Source organism: Azospirillum sp. UENF 111221 (assembly GCF_058780625.1).
Window position 1 is genome coordinate 90,626 of record NZ_JBSNCH010000003.1, and the last position, 17,679, is coordinate 108,304.

A 17,679-nucleotide genomic window follows, 5' to 3' on the forward strand; every position below is an offset into this window, starting at 1 on the left:
ATGACAGTGCCGCCTTATCTGCTCCCCATCATCGCCGGGGCTCTGGCCGGCCTGACGCTCGGCACCCTGTTCTTTCGCGGGCTGGCGGCGACGGCGCGGCTCTATGCGGTGGGCGGGGTGCGGCGGGCGATGCCGCTCTATCTGCTGCGGCTGGCCGGCGCCACCGCCGGCTTCACCATCGCCGCGGTTTGGGGTGGGGCGGAGGCGTTGCTGGCGATGCTGGCCGGATTCCAGCTGGCGCGCAGCGTCGTGGTCCGGCGCGAGCGGCGGATGCAGGAGGGAGCGCTGGAGGGGCCGCAGGAGAGGGTGCCATGACGGAATCCCCGCTGACGACGCCGATCGTCTTCCTGCTGGGCTCGGTCCCGGTGACACTGCCGGTCGTCGTCACCTGGGGACTGATGGCGGCGATGGCGCTGGGCTCCGCACTCGCGACCCGGCGGTTGCGGGTGGAGCGGCCCGGCCCGGCCCAGACCGTGCTGGAGCTGGTGGTGGAGACGCTGCGCCGGCAGATCGCCGAGACGATGCAGACCGATGCCACCCCCTTCCTGCCGCTGCTGGGCACGCTGTTCCTCTATCTGGCGGTCGCCAACCTGTCGGGGCTGGTGCCGGGGCTGAAGGCGCCGACCGCCTTCCTGGAGACGGCGGCGGCGCTGGCGCTGATCGTGCTGCTGGCGTCGCAGGTGCTGGGCATCCGCCGGCGCGGCCTGTGGGCCTATCTGAAGGGCTTCGCCCACCCCAGCCCGCTGCTGCTGCCGCTGAACCTGCTGTCGGAGCTGACGCGCGCCTTCTCCCTGTCGATCCGCCTGTTCGGCAATGTGATGAGCGGGGAGTTCGTCATCGCCATCGTGCTGTCGCTGGCCGGGCTGTTCGTGCCGGTGCCGCTGATGGCGCTGGAGCTGCTGCTGGGCCTCGTCCAGGCGTACATCTTCACCATCCTGGCCGCGATCTTCATCGGCGGCGCCGTCGGAACCATCGAGAAAGGGTAGCAACCATGGACGTCCATGCCATCAGCATCCTGGGGGCGGCACTGGCGGTGTCGGTCGGCGCCATCGGACCGGCGCTGGCCGAGGGCCGCGCCGTCGCCGCGGCGATGGAGGCCATCGCCCGCCAGCCCGAGGCCGCCAACACCCTGTCGCGAACCCTGTTCGTCGGGCTGGCGATGATCGAGACGATGGCGATCTACTGCCTCGTCGTGGCGCTGCTTCTGCTCTTCGCCAACCCGTTCGCCTGAGTGCGGCAACCGCGAGGTCCGTCATGCACATCGACGGTTGGACCCTTCTGCTCCAGGCGGTCAATTTCCTGATCCTGGTCTGGCTGCTGCGCCGCTTCCTCTACCGGCCGGTCCTGGCGGTGATCGCCGAGCGGCAGGCCGCCACCGAGCGCGTCCGCAGCGAGGCCGAGGCCGCGCGGGAAGCCGCCGAAGCCGCACGCCGGAGCCTGGAGGAGCAGCGCACCGCCCTGCCGGCCGAACGCGGCCGCCTGATCGCGGCCGCCCGCGCCGAGGCGGAGGCCGAACGCGCTGTCCTGCTGGAAAAGGCGAGGGGCGAGACCGACCATGCGCTGGAGGAGGCGCGCAGCCGGCTGGCCGAGGAGCGGGCGCAGGCGCTGGAGGCGTTGCAGCGCCATGCCGCCGAACTCGGCACCGAACTGGCGGCCCGGCTCCTGCGCGACGCCCCGGCCGCTGCCTTGACCGTGCCGCTGCTGGACGAGGCCTGCGCGGCGGTGGAGGCGTTGAGCGTCCCCCAGCGCCATGCCCTGGCCGATGGGATCGACCCGGTGCCGGTTCGGCTTGTCATCGCCGCTGCGCTGCCGGAAGCCGACGTCGCCCGGACACGCGACCGGCTGGCCGCGACGCTCGGCCGGCCGGTGGCCTTGGAACCGGTCGAGGACCCGTCGCTGATCGCCGGGGTGGAGCTGCATTTTGCCCACAGCGTCGTCCGCCGCAGCTGGAAACAGGCGCTGGCCGAGGCGAAGGAGGAGATGACGCGTCATGACTCCGCAAGACACACTGCCGAACGACACACTGCCGACACCGTCGCTTGAGGACGCGCTCGACGCCTGGATACCGGGCGCACTGCGGCGGCTCGATGGGCTGGAGACGGCTGCGCGGCTGGAATCGGTCGGGCGGGTGGAATCGGTGGGCGACGGCATCGCCCATGTCTCCGGCCTGCCCGACGTGAGGGTTGACGAGTTGCTGCTGTTCGCCGACGGGGTCGCCGGGCTCGCCATGGATCTGGACGGGCAGATCGGCTGCGTCCTGCTCGGCGACGCGGCGGCGGTCAGCGCCGGCGGCACCGTCCATGGCACCGGCACGGTGCTGCGCGTGCCGGTCGGCGACGGGCTGATGGGCCGGGTGGTCGATCCGCTCGGCAACCCGCTCGATGACGGCCCCCCGGTGGAGGCCGAACGGTGGGAGCCGGTGGAGCGCCCCGCCCCGACCATCGCGGAGCGCGCGGCGGTGTCCGCCCCTTTGCTGACCGGCACAGCGGTCATCGACGCCATGTTCCCGCTCGGCCGTGGTCAGCGCGAGTTGCTGATCGGCGACCGCGCCACCGGCAAGACCGCCATCGCGGTGGATGCCATCCTCAACCAGACGGATGGCGACGTATACTGCGTCTATGTCGCCATCGGCCAGAAGGCGTCGGGCGTCCGCGCGGCCATCGAGGCGGTGCGCCAGGGCGGGGCGGCAAAGCGCACCCTGTTCGTCGTCGCCGCCGCCGATGCCGCCCCCGGCCTGCAATGGCTGGCTCCCTATGCCGGGTTTACGATGGCCGAACATTTCCGCGACAGCGGCCGCCACGCCCTGGTCATCGTCGACGATCTGTCCAAGCATGCGGCGGTCCATCGCCAATTGTCGCTTCTGCTGCGACGCCCGCCGGGGCGGGAGGCCTATCCGGGCGACGTGTTCTACCTGCACAGCCGCCTGCTGGAACGGGCGGCCAAGCTCAGCCCGGCCAGGGGCGGCGGGTCGCTGACGGCGCTTCCCATCGCCGAGACCCAGGGCGGCAACCTGTCGGCCTACATTCCGACCAACCTGATCTCGATCACCGACGGCCAGGTCTGCCTGGATGCCAAGCTGTTCTACGAAGGGCAGAAACCGGCGGTCGACATCGGCCGCAGCGTGTCGCGCGTCGGCGGCAAGGCGCAGCCGCCGGTGCTGCGCACGCTGGCCGAGCCGCTGCGGCTCGACTACGCCCAGTTCCTGGAGCTGGAGGTCTTCACCCGCTTCGGCGGTCTGGTCGACGAGCGGACGCGCAAGGCGGTGGCGCATGGCCGGCGCATGCGCGCCCTGCTGGCCCAGCGCCACCTGTCGTCCCGCCCGCTCGCGGTCCAGGCGGCGCAATTGCTGGCGCTCGTCGACGGCACGCTGGACGGGCTGCCGCTGGAGGCGATCCCCCGCTTCCAGGCGGCGCTGGCCGGGCTGGTCGCCGTCCGCCCGCCCAAGATCGGCGAGGCGCTGGACGACGCCACGAAGACCGCGCTGCGCGACCTGATCGCCCAGGCCGCCGCCGGGCTTGGCGGAGAGGCGGGCGGAGAGACGCCATGAGCGAGCGGCTGGCCGATGTCGAGGCCCGGCGGGCCAGCGTGCAGGAGCTGGAGGCGGTGACCGACGTCATGCGCTCGCTGGCCGCCATGCGGCTGCAGCAGGCGCTCGGCACGCTGGCCGGCACCCGCGCCTATGCCGAGGTGATCGCCGGGGCGCTGGCCCAGGCGGCGGCCCTGCTGGACGACGCGCCGGTCCAGTGGCCGGCGGACGGGCATGACGGCCGGTCGGCGCTGGTGCTGTTCGCGCCGGAGCACGGCTTCGTCGGTGCCTTCGTCGAAAGGCTGGTCGATGCCGCGCTGGCCGCCCCGGATGGGTGTGCGCTGTGGGTGGTGGGTGCGCGCGGCGCCGCCCTGCTGGAGGAGCGCGGACGCCCGCCGGCCTGGAGCACGGCGATGGCGACCAACACCGATGCCGTCACCGCCACCGCCCGGCACATCGCCGACGCGCTCTATCAGGCGGCGGCGGAGGGGCGGCTGGGCCGGGTGGAGCTGCTCTACGGCCGGACCGAGGGCGGCGCGCCGCCGGAACCGGTGCGCCGGCCGCTGCTGCCGCTCGGTCTGCCGCAGGGCGGCGCCCGGCCGGTGCCGCCGCTGATCAACATGCCGCCCCGCGAGCTGATCGCCCGGCTGGTCGACGAGTATGTCTTCGCCCTGCTGGCCGACGCCGCGATGGAGAGCTTCGCCGCCGAGAATGCGGCGCGCCTCTCCACCATGATGACGGCCCGCCACAACATCGAAACCACGCTGGACGGGCTGACCGCCACGGCACGCCACCTGCGCCAGGAACAGGTCACGAATGAGCTGATCGAGCTGGTGTCGGGGGCGGAGGCGATGGGGTGAAAGGGGGGCTGAGAGGGCGCGCGAAGGCCACCAGCAGTTCCGCCGCGACGAGGGCCGCGATCACCTCCGGCCGCTTGTCGCCGGTCAGCGCGGCGCCAATGGGGCAGGTCAGCCCCGCCAGGGCGTCCACCTCCCGCCCGCGCGCCCGGAACCAGCGCTCGAACTTCGCCCGCTTCGTCGCCGAGCCGATCATGCCGACATAGGCCGCATCGCCGCGCCGCAGGGCCACCTCGGCGATCTCGAAGTCCAGCGCATGGCTGTGGGTCAGCACCAGATAGCCGGACCCGGCGGGAGCCGCCGCCAGCGGGTCGAGCGGGCTGTCGGTCAGGATGCGCTCAACCCCGGCCGGGATCGTTTCGGGAAACTCCTGCGCCCGGCCGTCGATCCAGACGAGGCGCAGCGGCAGCGGGGCGAAGGCGGTCGCCATCGCGCGTCCGACATGGCCGGCACCGAACAGCAGCAGGGTCGGCCGCGCCGCCCGCGCCCGACGTTCAAGGTCCTCAAGGGCGGCAACGGTGCCGGCATCGGCGCGCTCCAGCCGCAGCACCACATGCCCGCCGCAGCACTGCCCGGTCGCCGGCCCCAGCGCAAGGTCGAGCGTTTCGGCGGCGCGGCCATCCTCCAGCATCCGCCGCGCCGTGGCGATGGCGGTCCATTCCAGCCGGCCGCCGCCGACGGTGCCGGCACAGGCCTCCCGCCCCACCAGCATGCCGGCCCCCTCCTCCCGCGGGGTGGAGCCGCGCGCCTCGGCGACGGTCACCAGCACGGCGGGTTCATCGCGGGAGAGCCAGTGCGATAGGGTGGCGGACAGCGGCGTCATGGTTGGGAAGACGCCGTCTCCCGCTCCCGCAGGGCGGCGATGCAGGCCAGCACCCGCTCCGGCGTGGCCGGCGCGTCCAGCCGCGGGCAGAGCCGGTGCCCGGCGAGGCTCGCCACCGCGTCGGACAGGGCGTGCAGGACCGACATGCCGAGCATGAAGGGGGGCTCGCCCACCGCCTTGGAACGGAAGATGGTGTCCTCGCGGTTCGGTGCGTTCTCCAGAAGCGCCACGTTGAAGATGCGCGGGCGGTCCGAACAGGCCGGGATCTTGTAGGTGCTGGGGGCGTGGGTGCGCAGGCGGCCCTGCCCGTCCCACCACAGCTCCTCCATGGTCAGCCAGCCCATGCCCTGGACGAAGCCGCCCTCGATCTGGCCCTTGTCGATCACCGGGTTCAGCGAGCGGCCGCAATCGTGCAGGATGTCCACCCGGTCGACGACATATTCGCCGGTCAGCGTGTCCACCGTCACCTCGGCGCAGGCGGCGCCATAGGCGAAGTAGTAGAAGGGCGTGCCGCGCCCGGCCGCCCGGTCCCAATGGATCTTCGGCGTCTTGTAGAAGCCGGTGGCCGACAGCTGCACCCGCGCCATGTAGGCGGCGCGGACCAGATCGGCGAAGCTCATGTCGCGGTCGCCGACCCACACCCGGTTGCGCTCGAACCGCACCGCGTCCGGCGCCACGCCCCAATTCTCCGCCGCGAAGGCGACCAGCCGCTCCCGGATGGTCCGGGCCGCCGCCTGCGCCGCCTTGCCGTTGAGGTCGGAGCCGGAGGAGGCCGCGGTGGCGGACGTGTTGGGCACCTTGCCGGTGTTGGTGGCGGTCGGGCGGATGGTGGCGATGTCGACCTGGAACTCCTCCGCCACCACCTGGGCGACCTTGGTGTAGAGCCCCTGCCCCATCTCGATCCCGCCATGGTTCAGCTGGATGCTGCCGTCGGTGTAGACATGGACCAGGGCGCCGGCCTGGTTGTAATGGCTGGCGGTGAAGGAGATGCCGAACTTCACCGGCGTCAGGGCCAGCCCCTTGCGCAGGATGCGGCTGCCGGCGTTGAAGGCGCGGATCTCCTCCCGCCGCGTCCAGTAACCACTGCTCTCCTCAAGCTGCGCCACCAGTTCGGGCAGGATGTTGTCGGTGACGGTCTGGTGGTAGGGCGTCAGGCTGCGGCCGTCCGTCCCGGGATCGGTGCCGTAGAAGTTCCGCTTGCGGATCTCCAGCGGGTCCTTGCCCAGGGCATAGGCGATCTCGTCGATCACCCGTTCCGCCGCCACCATGCCCTGCGGGCCGCCGAAGCCGCGGAAGGCGGTGTTGGACACCGTGTTGGTCTTCAGCGGCAGAGATTGCAGCCGCACCGCCGGGTAGAAATAGCCGTTGTCGGCATGGAAGAGCGCGCGGTCGGTCACCGGGCCGGACAGGTCGGCGGCATAGCCGGCGCGGGCGGCGAACAGCATGTCGACGCCCTGGATCAGGCCGCTGTCGTCGAAGCCGACCCGATAGTCGACCTCGAAATCATGGCGCTTGCCGGTAATCTGGAAATCGTCGTCGCGGTCGGGGCGCAGCTTGGCGGCGCGGCCGGTGCGCTTGGCGACCAGCGCGGTGCAGGCGGCGAACAGGTTCGACTGGGTTTCCTTGCCGCCGAAGCCGCCGCCCATGCGGCGCACCTCCACCGTCACCGCGGCGCTGGGCAGGTCCAGCACATGGGCGACGATGTGCTGGACCTCCGTCGGGTGCTGGGTCGAGACGTGGATCAGCACCTCGCCATCCTCGCCCGGCACCGCCATGGCGATCTGGCTTTCCAGATAGAAATGCTCCTGCCCGCCGATGGCGAGCCGGCCCTCCACGCGGTTCGGTGCGGCGGCCAGCGCCGCGTCGGCATCGCCGACCCGCAGCGTCATCGGCGGGGTGACGAGCGTGCGCTCGCCGTCGCGGGCGGCGGCGATGGTCAGGATGGCGGGCAGATCCTCATACTCGACCACCGCCAGCCTGGCGGCGCGGCGGGCCTGGTCGCGGGTCTCGGCGGCGACGGCGAAGATCGGCTGGCCGACATGCTCGACCAGGGTGGAGGCGAACAGCGGCTCGTCATGCTTGCCCATGCAGCCGATGTCGTTGACCCCCGGCACGTCGTCGGCGGTGAAGACGGCGACCACGCCGGGCGCCTGCCTAACCGGCGACAGGTCGATGGCGCGGATGCGCGCATGGGCCCGGCTGCTGAGGCCCAGATAGACATGCAGCAGACCGGCCGGTTCGGCGATGTCGTCGACATAGACCGCCTCGCCGCTGACATGCTTATGGGCGCTCTCGTGCCGGCGGGAGTCATGGACGGCGCCCTGGATGCGATCCGGGGTGCGCTCGGGGGCGGGTGCGATGGGCGTCGTCACGTCAGGCATGTGCAAGCCTCCGGTCGCCGACCAGACGGGTCTCCGCCGCCGGGTCGCTGGTCTCGACATACAGCTTCATCAGCAAATTCGCGGCCACCGTGGAGCGGTAGGCGGCGCTGGCCCGCCAGTCGGACAGCGGCGCGTAGTCCCCCGCCAGCGCCTCCATCCCCAGCCGCACGGTTTCCTCGGTCCAGTGGCGGCCCAGCAGCACCGCTTCGGCCCCGGCGGCGCGTTTGGGCGTGCCGGCCATGCCGCCGAAGGCGATGCGGATGTCGGCGACCCGGCCCTCGCCATCCAGCGTCAGGCGGAAGGCGCCGCAGACGGCGGAGATGTCCTGGTCGAAGCGCTTGGCGATCTTGTAGGCACGGAACCGCTCCCCCGCCGCCGGCTTGGGCAGGATCACCGCCTCGACGAACTCGCCCTCGCGGCGGTCCTGCTTGCCGTATTCGACGAAGAAGTCCTCCAGCGGCAGTTCGCGCGTCTCCTCGCCGCGCCGCAGCCGCAGGGTGGCGGCGCAGGCGATCAGTGCCGGCGGGCTGTCGCCGATGGGGGAGCCGTTGGCGATGTTGCCGCCGATGGTGCCCATGTTGCGCACCTGCTCCGCCCCGATGCGGCGGATCAGCTCGCCGAAATCGGGATAGAGTGCGGCGATCCGCTCCACCGCGTCGCTGTAGGTGACGCCGGCCCCGATCGCCAGCGCGTCGCCGCGGTCCTCGATCCGCCGCAGGGCACGGACCCGGCCGGTGTAGACCACCGTCGCCAGCACGCGCTGGAACTTGGTCACCCACAGCCCGACATCGGTCGCCCCGGCCACGATGGTGGCGCCGGGGTTGTCGAGCAGCAGCTGCGCTAGCTGCGGCACGGTGGCGGGGGCCAGGAAGCGGCGCCCGGCGGATCCCACGCTGAGGATCTCCTCGTCGCGCAGGGCCTTGAGCTTTTCCGCCATGGCGGCGCGGTCGGCGAAGCGGTCGCTCCTGCGGTCGCCGATCCCGTACATGGCGTGGGCGGCGCGGACGATGGGCTCGTAGCCGGTGCAGCGGCAGAGGTTTCCGGCCAGCGCGTCGTCGATGCGCTGCCCGTCGGGCCGGTCCTCGTTCAGGTAAAGCACCAGCAGCGACATGACGAAGCCGGGCGTGCAGAAGCCGCATTGCGAGCCGTGGCAATCGACCATCGCCTGCTGCACCGGGTGCAGCGCGCCGTCCGGACCCTTCAGATGCTCCACCGTCAGCAGGCGGCAGCCGTCCAGCGTGGCGAGAAAGCGGATGCAGGCGTTCACCGCCTCGTAGCGCAGGCTGTCGCCGTCCAGCCGGCCGACCACCACGGTGCAGGCGCCGCAATCGCCCTCGGCACAGCCTTCCTTGGTGCCGACCCGCCGTTCCGACAGCCGCAGCCAGTCGAGCACCGTCAAGGTCGGATCGACCGCGTCGATCTCCCGAAGCTCGTCCCCGAGATAGAAGCGGAGGCGCTGGCGCATGGCTGCTCCCGTTGAACTGGTGACGATGTGACGCAGTATTTCACTGACGTTAACTCTGTCACCAGATCGGCAGCACGGGAAAGAGTTTCAAACGATTTGCAAAAGAGCGGCGGGGCGAAGGCCTCCTCAGGGGACGATGCGAAGCGTAGCCGGCGGGGTGGGGGTGGAACAACGTGGAACGGTTTTTGGCGGATGTTCCATCGTCTCCGGCTCGCCTCGCAGACGGGCGCCTTACAAACGATCGAAGGCGGCCTTGCCGCGGCGTTCCAGTGCCGAGCCGAGGGTGGGATAGGGATCGTCGGGGTTGAGGGTATAGGGATAGACGCCTTTCGGCCCCGCCGCCTCCGGACGGGCGAGGATGGCGGCGACAGCGCGCGGATCGGGCGGGGTGCGTTCGCGGAAGGCGCCGGGAATGCTGTCGTCGTCGAGGTCGGCAATCAGGTCGGCAGCAGGGTCGGCAGCAGGCATGGCAGACGGGTCTTCCAACGGCTGAGATATTTGCGGCCGTTGCGCCGGCTGGTCGGCGAGCCCGTCGAGGATGCCGAGCCGGTCGGCCAGCCAGCGCACCGTGGAAGGATCGCCGGAGGAGACCAGCCGTTCGATCTGCTCGACGACCAGACTGCGCAGCGAGGACAGGCGGAGGTCGGCCTCGCGTCTCAGCGCCTGCCGCTCCCACCACACCCTGTGACGGAAATCCTTGGAGCCGTAATAGGCCCGCCACAGCGTTGTCCGGCTGCACCCCATGGCGCGGGCGACATAAAGGAAGCTGCTGCCGCGCGCCAGCATGCCGGCGGCCATGATCCATTGCTCCTCATGGAACTGCGAACCGGGGACCAGCGAGCCGTCCGACGGCACCGGCGGCTCTTCCGCCCAACGGGGGAAATGGTCGTTCTGAAAGGTACGGCTGTCGAGAGGCATGGCGTCGCTCCGCAGGAAAGGGGATCCCACGGAGATTATAGGAATTATTTCTTGTTTCGGTGGACTTTGTGCAAAAGCAGGAGCAGAGGCTGCCCCCGGTGCCTTTACGCATTCCCCTCCGGCGTCATCCCGGCCAATCCCCCGGCCGCACCCCCGGCGGCGCGCACCGACGCCCCAGCGCCGCCTGCGGCGCGCACCGACGCAAGGGTCAGCGCATGCCAGTAAAGGTCCAGCAGGGCCGCCGGCATGCCGCCCTGCTCATGGCCCTCCATCGGCAGGATGGCGGCGGCATGGGCCAGCGCCGCGGTGGCCGCATTCGGGCTGCGCGACACCGCATCGCCCAGCAGCCCCAGCGTTTGGCCCAGTGCGGCGGCGTCGAAGCGCAGCAGGGCGGGTGGCACGGTGATCTGCGCCTCGCCGCCGCGCAGGCGGCCGACGGCGATGTAGACATGCAGCAGGTCGGGCCGCTCCTCCGGCCGCAGCAGGGCGGCGACGATGCGGTTGCCGGTCAGCGGGCCGGTGCCGTCGAACTCGTACATGGTGGCGCGCTCGCCCTGGCGGGTGGCGGCAAGACCGGCGAGGCGGGCGGTCAGCGGCTCGCCCGCGCGGCGGCTGGCCTCGTCGAACAAAGCGGGGTGGCTGCCGCCCTCGCTCAGCACCACCAGCGGCGCGTCGGTCGCAGCAGCGGCGGCCAGCAGGCGGGCCAGCACGGCGAAGGGGTCGCCGCCCGGCGCATCCGCCTCCGCGTCCAGCAGGCCGGCACCACGGCGCAGCATGGCCTCGGCGAAGCTGATGTCGTTGTCCATGGCGGATCCCTTTTCCCGTCCGAAGGCGCCCTTTTTAGGCCGGGGCGCCCCCTCCGCTCAATGGTATCCGAAGGCCCCCGTCACCTTTCCGCGGAAAACCCAGTAGGAATAGGCGGTGTAGCCCAGGATCGACGGGATCAGGAAGGCCATGCCGACCAGCAGGAAGACTTGAAGTCTTGGGCGGGGCCGCCGCCTCCCAGACGGTGACGCCGGGCGGGATCAGATGCGGCCACAGGCTGATGGCGAGCCCGAGGTAGGACAGGGCGAACAGCGCCATCGACAGCACGAAGGGTGCCACGTCCCGGCTGTTGTCGAGGGCCCGCCACAGGGCGAAGGCCAGCACCGCGGTGACGATGGGCACCGGCGAGAGGAAGAACAGGTTGGGCAGCGAGAACCAGCGCTCGGCGATCTGCGGCAGCAGGAAGGGCGTCCACAGGCTGACCGCGGCGACGCCGACGAGAACCACCAGCATCAGCCGCCGCGCCATGCGGAAGCACCAGTCCTGCAACGGCCCGATGGTCCGCCAGATCAGCCAGGTCGCCCCCAGCAGCGCATAGCCGACCACCAGAGCCGCGCCGCAGAACAGGGCGAAGGGGGAGAGCCAGTGCAGCATGCCGCCGACGAACTGCCGCTCATAGACCGGGATGCCCTGGATGAAGGATCCCAGCACGACGCCCTGCGCGAAGGTGGCCAGCAGCGACCCGAGGAAGAAGGAGCGGTTCCACCAGTGCCGGCCCGCCCGCGCCTTGAAGCGGAACTCGAAGGCGACGCCGCGGAAGATCAGGGCGATCAGCATGACCAGCAGCGGGAGGTACATCGCCGGCAGGACCACCGCATAGGCGATGGGAAAGGCGGCGAACAGCCCCGCCCCGCCCAGCACCAGCCAGGTCTCGTTGAAGTCCCAGACCGGGGCCACCGTGTTCATCATGGTGTCGCGGTCCTCCTCCGTCGGGGCGAAGGGGTAAAGGATGCCGATGCCGAGGTCGAAGCCGTCCATCAGCACATACATGAACACCGCGAAGCCGACGATCCCGACCCAGATCAGGGTCAGCAGGCTTCCTTCCGCAATTTCCTGCATGGGGCTTACTCCGCGGCTTCGATGGACGGATCGGCGGCCGACAGCGGGCGCTTCGGGCTCTGCGCCTCCGGCGGCTGCCGGGCGTCATGGACATGGGTCGGGCCGGTGCGCAGCAGGCGGATGAGGTAATAGGTCCCGGCGCCGTAGATGATGGTGTAGGCGACGACGAAGGAAACCAGCGAGATCAATGCAGCCTCGACCGTCAGCGACGGGGTCACCGCGTCGGCGGTGCGCAGATGGCCGTAGACGACCCAGGGCTGGCGCCCGATCTCGGTGGTGAACCAGCCGGCCAGGATGGCGACGAAGCCGATCGGCATGCAGCCGACCAGGATGCGGTGGAACCAGCCGCTGCTGTAGAGCCGGCCGCGGAAGCGCAGCACCAGATGAACGACAGCCACCGTCAGCATCAGGAAGCCGATGCCGACCATCAGGCGGAAGGTCCAGAAGACGATGCGCGGGTCGGGGCGCTGGTCGGCCGGGAACTGCTTCAGGCCGGGAACGCTGCCGTTGAAATCGTGGGTCAGGATCAGGCTGGACAGGGCGGGGATGCCGATCTCCAGATGGTTGGTCTCCGCCTCCACGTCGGGGATGGCGAAGAGGACCAGGGGAGCCCTTGGGCCGCCCTCCCAGTTGCCTTCCATCGCCGCGATCTTGGCCGGCTGATGCTCCAGCGTGTTCAGCCCATGCTCGTCGCCGAGGAAGATCTGCAAGGGCGCCAGCACGGTGATGAGGGCGAGCGCCATGCCGAGCCCCAGCTTCGCATGGTCGAGATGCCGGCGCTTCAGCAGGTAGAAGGCGCTGATGCCGGCGACGACGAAGCTGGTGGTCAGGAACATCGCCGTCACCATGTGGGCGAGGCGATAGGGGAAGGACGGGTTGAACACCACCTGCCACCAGTCGGTGACGAAATAGCGGCCGTCCTTGATCTCGAAGCCGGCGGGGGTGTGCATCCAGCTGTTGGCCGACAGGATCCAGAAGGAGGACAGCAGCGTGCCCAGCGCCACCAGACAGGCCGCCATCAGGTGGATGCCGCGCGGCACCCGGTCGCGCCCGAACAGCAGGATGCCGAGGAAGGCGGCCTCCAGGAAGAAGGCGGTCACCACCTCGTACTGGATCAGCGGACCCAGCACGTTGCCCACCGTGTCGGACCAGCGGCTCCAGTTGGTGCCGAACTGGTAGGACATGACGATGCCGGAGACGACGCCGAGGCCGAAGGACAGGGCGAAAATGCGGGTCCAGAACTCCGACAGGCTGCGGTAGATGCCCTTGCCGGTGCCGACCCACAGCGCTTCCAGAAGCGCGATCCAGCAGGCGAGCCCGACCGTGAAGCTGGGAAACAGGATGTGGAAGGAGATCGTGAACGCGAACTGTATCCGCGACAGGATCAGCGGGTCGAGGTCCATGGCCGCCGCCTCTTGTGTGTGGGCGCGTGGATGGGCGAACGCCGGGCGAAGACCCGGCGTCAACCGTGGCAGGACCCGATGTAGGCCGGGCGACCGGGCCGGAAAGGGGGACTGGTCTTTCGGGCTTGGGCGGGACTACGGGAAGCGGTAGCGAGGAAGTGCCGGCGGCGGCGCGCTGCCACTTTGGACGATTTTGCTCGGCAGACCGGATATCAGTGGGGCGGATAGACTGCGGTGATGCCGGAAATCACCGTCTGCGCGGCGAGAGCGGCCAGCACGATGCCGAGCACCCGGCTGACCGTGTGGATCACCGTGCGGCCCAGCAGACGCCCGACCCGGTCGGCGCCCAGCAGGATCAGCGTCACCCCGCCGATCACCGTCGCCGCCGCCCCCAGGACGCTGACCTGTCCGGCCGCGGTGGTGCCGACGCGGTCCATCAGCAGCAGGATCGAGGTGATGGCGCCGGGGCCGGCGATCAGCGGCACCGCCAGCGGGAAGACGGCGATGTCGTGCGCGTCCTCATCGGTCATCGCCTCGCCGGTGTCGCGCTCCTTGCGTTCGGAGCGCTTGGCGAACAGCATCTCGAAAGCGATCCAGAACAAGAGAGCGCCGCCGGCGATGCGGAAGGCCGGCATCTCGATGGACAGGGTCTGGAGCACGACCTTGCCGAAATAGGCGAAGAAGACCAGCACCACGAAGGCAATGGCGGTGCCGCGCAGCGCGATGATCCGCTTGTGCCGGTCGTCGAAGCCGCGGGTCAGCGCGATGAACAGCGGCACCAGCCCCGGCGGATCGACGACGACGAAAAAGACGACGAGATTGCTGATGTAGTCCGACAAAGCGGGCTCCAGCCTGATGGGATCGTGGATTGGGTGGCGACGATCATAGGCTTGGCGGTGCGGAGTGTCACGCCTCCGCCAGGGCATGGGCGAACGCCTCCACCCCCTCGACGCCGGCCGGGGTCAGCGCGTAGGTGCCGCGCCCGACCCGCTCGAACCAGCCATAGACGTTGCGCTGCAACATCGGCCCGACATCCTTCGGCGCCCCGGCCTTGCGCAGCGCCGCGACGGTCAGCGGCCCACCGCGCAGCAGGCGGGCAATGCGCAGCGCGTCCTGGCGGTAGGCGGTGACGATGGCGACGCGGGTGGAGCCGCCGCGGTTGGGATCGCCGACCCGGCGGGCATGCTCGCCGAGCAGGCGGTGGGTGCGCTTTTTGTCCTTGCGCGGGGTGTAGGGGACGGGGTCGAGCAGCACCGTGACCTGCACCCCCTCGGCCAGCCCCAGATCGACCATCAGCAGGCCGAGCCCCAGCCGCCGGCAGAGCTTCTTCACGTCGCCGTCGAGGGGGGATGGCCCGGTCGCCTTGCGCCCCGGCTGCGGCACGGCGAGATAGACGCTGTCGCTGACCGCCAGCCGGTCGACTCCCTGGAGCACGAGGTCGAGGGTGAAGCGCTTCTTCAGCTCGACGATCACCGGCGGCTCGTCCCCGCGCGTGGCGACGAGATCGCAGCCGCGGATCTCCGCCTTCACGTCGTAGCCCTGGGCTTCGAGGAAGGCTTTGACGGGGGCGTAGAGGTCGGTTTCGGCGGTGACGGTCAAAAATCGCCTGTCAGGACATCGATGGCGCGGCGGATGTCGGAATGGGCGGCGGATGCGGATGCGACGACAGCGCCGATTTGCGCAATGGGCAAAGCGACAATCTGCGGCGTCACGACGACGAATTGCTCGTTCCCGACCATGATCGAGGGCATGATCTTCGGAATTGGAGATTCAACTTCGGACAACCGCATCAACGGAACGACCACACGGGTCCTGTCGATGCCGATATAATCACCCTGAACGATCAGGAGATAGGGAATAGGGTGATTCTTCTTTCCCTTCGCTGCCGGATTGAGGCAAACGTCGAGAAATCTCATTCGAAGTTCCGGTGCTCTTCACCGAAAAGGCCAAGCCGGTCCACCAACGCATCGTAGGCGGTAAACGCCGCCCGATTGTCCTCCATCCATTTCTTCTTTTCGGCATCCATGGACGACACAGGGGATGCATTTTCCAGCGTATCGGAAACGGGATTCTCATTCTTCTTGGCTGGATCGATCCTGGACATCGAACGGCTCCCGACCATGCGTCACTGTGCTAAGGATAGTGACACTGCTCTATCCTGTCCAGTTCGGGGCCGCCCGAAACAGGAACGGGAAGAGCCTTCGCCCTTCCCGCCACCATTCATCACGCCGCCGTCTTCTGCTTGCGCAGGATGCCCAGGATGTCCGACGCCGCCTTCGGGATGTTGGTGCCCGGACCGTAGATGGCCGCAGCACCCGCCTTGTAGAGGAAGTCGTAATCCTGCGGCGGGATCACGCCGCCGCAGACGACCAGAATGTCGCCGGCGCCCTGGCGGCGCAGTTCCTCGATCAGCTGCGGCACCAGCGTCTTGTGGCCGGCGGCCTGCGACGACACGCCGATGACGTGCACGTCGTTCTCCACCGCCTGCCGCGCCGCCTCGTCCGGGGTCTGGAACAGCGGGCCGATGTCGACGTCGAAGCCGATGTCGGCGAAGCTGGTGGCGATCACCTTGGCGCCGCGGTCGTGGCCGTCCTGGCCCATCTTCACCACCAGGATGCGCGGCCGGCGGCCTTCCTCGGCGGCGAAGGACGCCACCTCCTCCTGGATTTTCTTGAAGCCCTCGTCGCCCTCATAGGCCGAGCCATAGACGCCCGACACCGAGCGGATGACGGCGACATGGCGGGTGAAGGCCTTCTCCAGCGCGTCGGAGATCTCGCCGACGGTGGCGCGGGCGCGGGTGGCCTCGACCGACAGGGCCAGCAGGTTGCCGGTCTTCGCCGCCGCGGCCTCGGTAAGAGCGGCCAGCGCCGCTTGGCATTTGGCCTCGTCGCGGCTGGCGCGGATCTGCTTCAGGCGGGCGATCTGCGCCTCGCGGACGGCGGTGTTGTCGATGTCCAGCACGTCCACCCCCTCGGGGTTTTCCGGACGGTACTTGTTGACGCCGACGATCACCTCCTCGCCGCGGTCGATGGCGGCCTGGCGGCGGGCGGCGGCCTCCTCGATCAGCAGCTTGGGCATGCCGCTCTCGACCGCCTTGGTCATGCCGCCCATCTCCTCGACCCGGCCGATCAACTCAAGGGCCGCGTTGGCGAGGCTGTGGGTCAGATGCTCGATGTAGAAGGAGCCGCCGAGCGGATCGACCACCTTGGTGACGCCGGCCTCCTCCGCGATGATCAGCTGGGTGTTGCGGGCGATGCGGGCGGAGGTCTTGGTCGGCAGGCCCAGAGCCTCGTCGAAGGCGTTGGTGTGCAGCGACTGGGTGCCGCCCAGCACCGCCGCCATCGCCTCGATGGTGGTGCGGATGACGTTGTTGTAGGGGTCCTGCTCGGTCAGCGAGACGCCCGAGGTTTGGCAATGGGTGCGCAGCGCCAGCGACCGCGTGTCCTTCGGCTGGAACTTCTCCTGCATCAGGGAGGACCACAGCAGGCGCGCGGCGCGCAGCTTGGCGATCTCCATGAAGAAATTCATGCCGATGGAGAAGAAGAAGGACAGGCGCGGCGCGAATTTGTCGACCGGCAGACCCTTCGACATCGCCGCCCGCACATATTCGAGGCCGTCGGCGATGGTGAAGGCCAGCTCCTGCACCGCCGTCGCGCCTGCCTCCTGCATGTGGTAGCCGGAGATCGAGATCGAGTTGAACTTCGGCATGTGCTGGGAGGTGTACTCGATGATGTCGGCGATGATCCGCATCGAGGGTTCGGGCGGGTAGATGTAGGTGTTGCGGACCATGAACTCCTTGAGGATGTCGTTCTGGATGGTGCCGCTCAGCTTGTCCTGGGAAACGCCCTGCTCTTCCGCCGCGACGATGTAGCCGGCCAGGATCGGCAGCACGGCGCCGTTCATGGTCATCGACACCGACATCTTGTCGAGCGGGATGTCGGCGAACAGGACCTTCATGTCCTCGACGCTGTCGATGGCGACGCCGGCCTTGCCGACATCGCCGACCACGCGGGGATGGTCGCTGTCATAGCCGCGGTGGGTGGCAAGGTCGAAGGCCACCGACAGGCCCATCTGGCCGGCCTTCAGGTTGGCCTTGTAGAAGGCGTTCGATTCCTCGGCGGTGGAGAAGCCGGCATATTGGCGGATGGTCCAGGGCTTCACCGCATACATCGTGGCGCGCGGGCCGCGGGTGAAGGGCGGGAAGCCCGGCAGCGTGTCCAGCTCCAGCCCTTCCAGGTCGGCGGCGGTGTAGAGCGCCTTGACGTCCAGACCTTCCGGGGTCTTCCAGACCAGCTTGGACATGTCGCCGTCGGCGCCGAGATCCTTGGCGGCCAGCTTGTCCCAGTCGGCAAGGGTCTTTTGCGGGAACTCGGTCATCGACGCCTCCTGATGGCTTCTTATGGGCGCTGGAAAATTGGCAGT

At 69.5% G+C, this 17,679-nt stretch carries 18 protein-coding genes; 6 read left to right on the top strand and 12 right to left on the bottom strand.

Annotated features, from left to right (window positions below; genetic code table 11):
- Genes ACWPN3_RS08915 through ACWPN3_RS08940 form a run of 6 tightly spaced genes read left to right on the top strand, consistent with a single transcriptional unit; the run spans position 1 to position 4,386 of the window.
- Positions 1–315 (top strand): N-ATPase subunit AtpR, encoded by a 315-nt coding sequence (locus ACWPN3_RS08915; protein WP_492243028.1) that lies wholly within the window; start codon positions 1–3, stop codon positions 313–315.
- On the top strand, positions 312–986 hold the full coding sequence (locus tag ACWPN3_RS08920) for a F0F1 ATP synthase subunit A (RefSeq protein ID WP_492243029.1): 675 nt from the start codon (positions 312–314) through the stop codon (positions 984–986). Before ACWPN3_RS08915 ends, ACWPN3_RS08920 begins: the two co-directional genes overlap by 4 nt.
- Positions 987–991: 5 nt before the next feature.
- Positions 992–1,231: a F0F1 ATP synthase subunit C gene (locus ACWPN3_RS08925; RefSeq protein ID WP_012977203.1), complete on the top strand. Its 240-nt coding sequence runs from the start codon at positions 992–994 to the stop codon at positions 1,229–1,231.
- A gap of 23 nt (positions 1,232–1,254) precedes the next feature.
- Positions 1,255–2,043 carry a F0F1 ATP synthase subunit B family protein gene (locus ACWPN3_RS08930; RefSeq protein ID WP_492243030.1) on the top strand — a complete coding sequence of 263 codons (789 nt, stop codon included), beginning with the start codon at positions 1,255–1,257 and terminating at the stop codon, positions 2,041–2,043.
- A complete protein-coding gene (locus ACWPN3_RS08935; protein ID WP_492243031.1) occupies positions 1,991–3,547 on the top strand; it encodes a F0F1 ATP synthase subunit alpha in 1,557 nt (518 codons plus the stop codon). The genes ACWPN3_RS08930 and ACWPN3_RS08935 overlap by 53 nt, the downstream gene beginning before the upstream one ends.
- A complete protein-coding gene (locus tag ACWPN3_RS08940; protein ID WP_492243032.1) occupies positions 3,544–4,386 on the top strand; it encodes a F0F1 ATP synthase subunit gamma in 843 nt (280 codons plus the stop codon). The genes ACWPN3_RS08935 and ACWPN3_RS08940 overlap by 4 nt, the downstream gene beginning before the upstream one ends.
- Here ACWPN3_RS08940 and xdhC read toward each other — a convergent pair.
- The 12 genes from xdhC to scpA form a co-directional block, all read right to left on the bottom strand.
- Positions 4,337–5,206, bottom strand: a complete 870-nt coding sequence (gene xdhC, locus ACWPN3_RS08945) for a xanthine dehydrogenase accessory protein XdhC (RefSeq protein ID WP_492243033.1) — start codon at positions 5,204–5,206, stop codon at positions 4,337–4,339. The two genes, ACWPN3_RS08940 and xdhC, sit on opposite strands and share 50 nt — an antisense overlap.
- Complete coding sequence (xdhB, locus tag ACWPN3_RS08950) at positions 5,203–7,587, bottom strand: xanthine dehydrogenase molybdopterin binding subunit (RefSeq protein WP_492243034.1); 2,385 nt, start codon at positions 7,585–7,587, stop codon at positions 5,203–5,205. The genes xdhC and xdhB overlap by 4 nt, the downstream gene beginning before the upstream one ends.
- A complete protein-coding gene (gene xdhA / locus ACWPN3_RS08955; RefSeq protein WP_492243035.1) occupies positions 7,580–9,052 on the bottom strand; it encodes a xanthine dehydrogenase small subunit in 1,473 nt (490 codons plus the stop codon). Before xdhA ends, xdhB begins: the two co-directional genes overlap by 8 nt.
- A 231-nt stretch (positions 9,053–9,283) precedes the next feature.
- Complete coding sequence (locus ACWPN3_RS08960) at positions 9,284–9,970, bottom strand: hypothetical protein (RefSeq protein ID WP_492243036.1); 687 nt, start codon at positions 9,968–9,970, stop codon at positions 9,284–9,286.
- A 104-nt stretch (positions 9,971–10,074) separates the two neighbouring features.
- Positions 10,075–10,776 carry a hypothetical protein gene (locus ACWPN3_RS08965; protein ID WP_492243037.1) on the bottom strand — a complete coding sequence of 234 codons (702 nt, stop codon included), beginning with the start codon at positions 10,774–10,776 and terminating at the stop codon, positions 10,075–10,077.
- A 34-nt stretch (positions 10,777–10,810) separates the two neighbouring features.
- Positions 10,811–11,854: a cytochrome d ubiquinol oxidase subunit II gene (gene cydB / locus ACWPN3_RS08970; RefSeq protein WP_492261266.1), complete on the bottom strand. Its 1,044-nt coding sequence runs from the start codon at positions 11,852–11,854 to the stop codon at positions 10,811–10,813.
- Between the two features lie 5 nt (positions 11,855–11,859).
- Complete coding sequence (locus ACWPN3_RS08975) at positions 11,860–13,257, bottom strand: cytochrome ubiquinol oxidase subunit I (RefSeq protein ID WP_492243038.1); 1,398 nt, start codon at positions 13,255–13,257, stop codon at positions 11,860–11,862.
- A gap of 212 nt (positions 13,258–13,469) precedes the next feature.
- Positions 13,470–14,183: a MarC family protein gene (locus tag ACWPN3_RS08980; protein WP_492261267.1), complete on the bottom strand. Its 714-nt coding sequence runs from the start codon at positions 14,181–14,183 to the stop codon at positions 13,470–13,472.
- A complete protein-coding gene (locus ACWPN3_RS08985) occupies positions 14,164–14,856 on the bottom strand; it encodes a DUF2161 domain-containing phosphodiesterase (RefSeq protein ID WP_492243039.1) in 693 nt (230 codons plus the stop codon). The genes ACWPN3_RS08980 and ACWPN3_RS08985 overlap by 20 nt, the downstream gene beginning before the upstream one ends.
- Complete coding sequence (locus tag ACWPN3_RS08990) at positions 14,853–15,173, bottom strand: CcdB family protein (protein ID WP_492243040.1); 321 nt, start codon at positions 15,171–15,173, stop codon at positions 14,853–14,855. The genes ACWPN3_RS08985 and ACWPN3_RS08990 overlap by 4 nt, the downstream gene beginning before the upstream one ends.
- Positions 15,170–15,361 (bottom strand): type II toxin-antitoxin system CcdA family antitoxin, encoded by a 192-nt coding sequence (locus ACWPN3_RS08995; protein ID WP_492243041.1) that lies wholly within the window; start codon positions 15,359–15,361, stop codon positions 15,170–15,172. Before ACWPN3_RS08995 ends, ACWPN3_RS08990 begins: the two co-directional genes overlap by 4 nt.
- Positions 15,362–15,480: 119 nt before the next feature.
- Positions 15,481–17,634: a methylmalonyl-CoA mutase gene (scpA, locus tag ACWPN3_RS09000; protein WP_492243042.1), complete on the bottom strand. Its 2,154-nt coding sequence runs from the start codon at positions 17,632–17,634 to the stop codon at positions 15,481–15,483.
- Between the last annotated feature and the right edge of the window lie 45 nt (positions 17,635–17,679).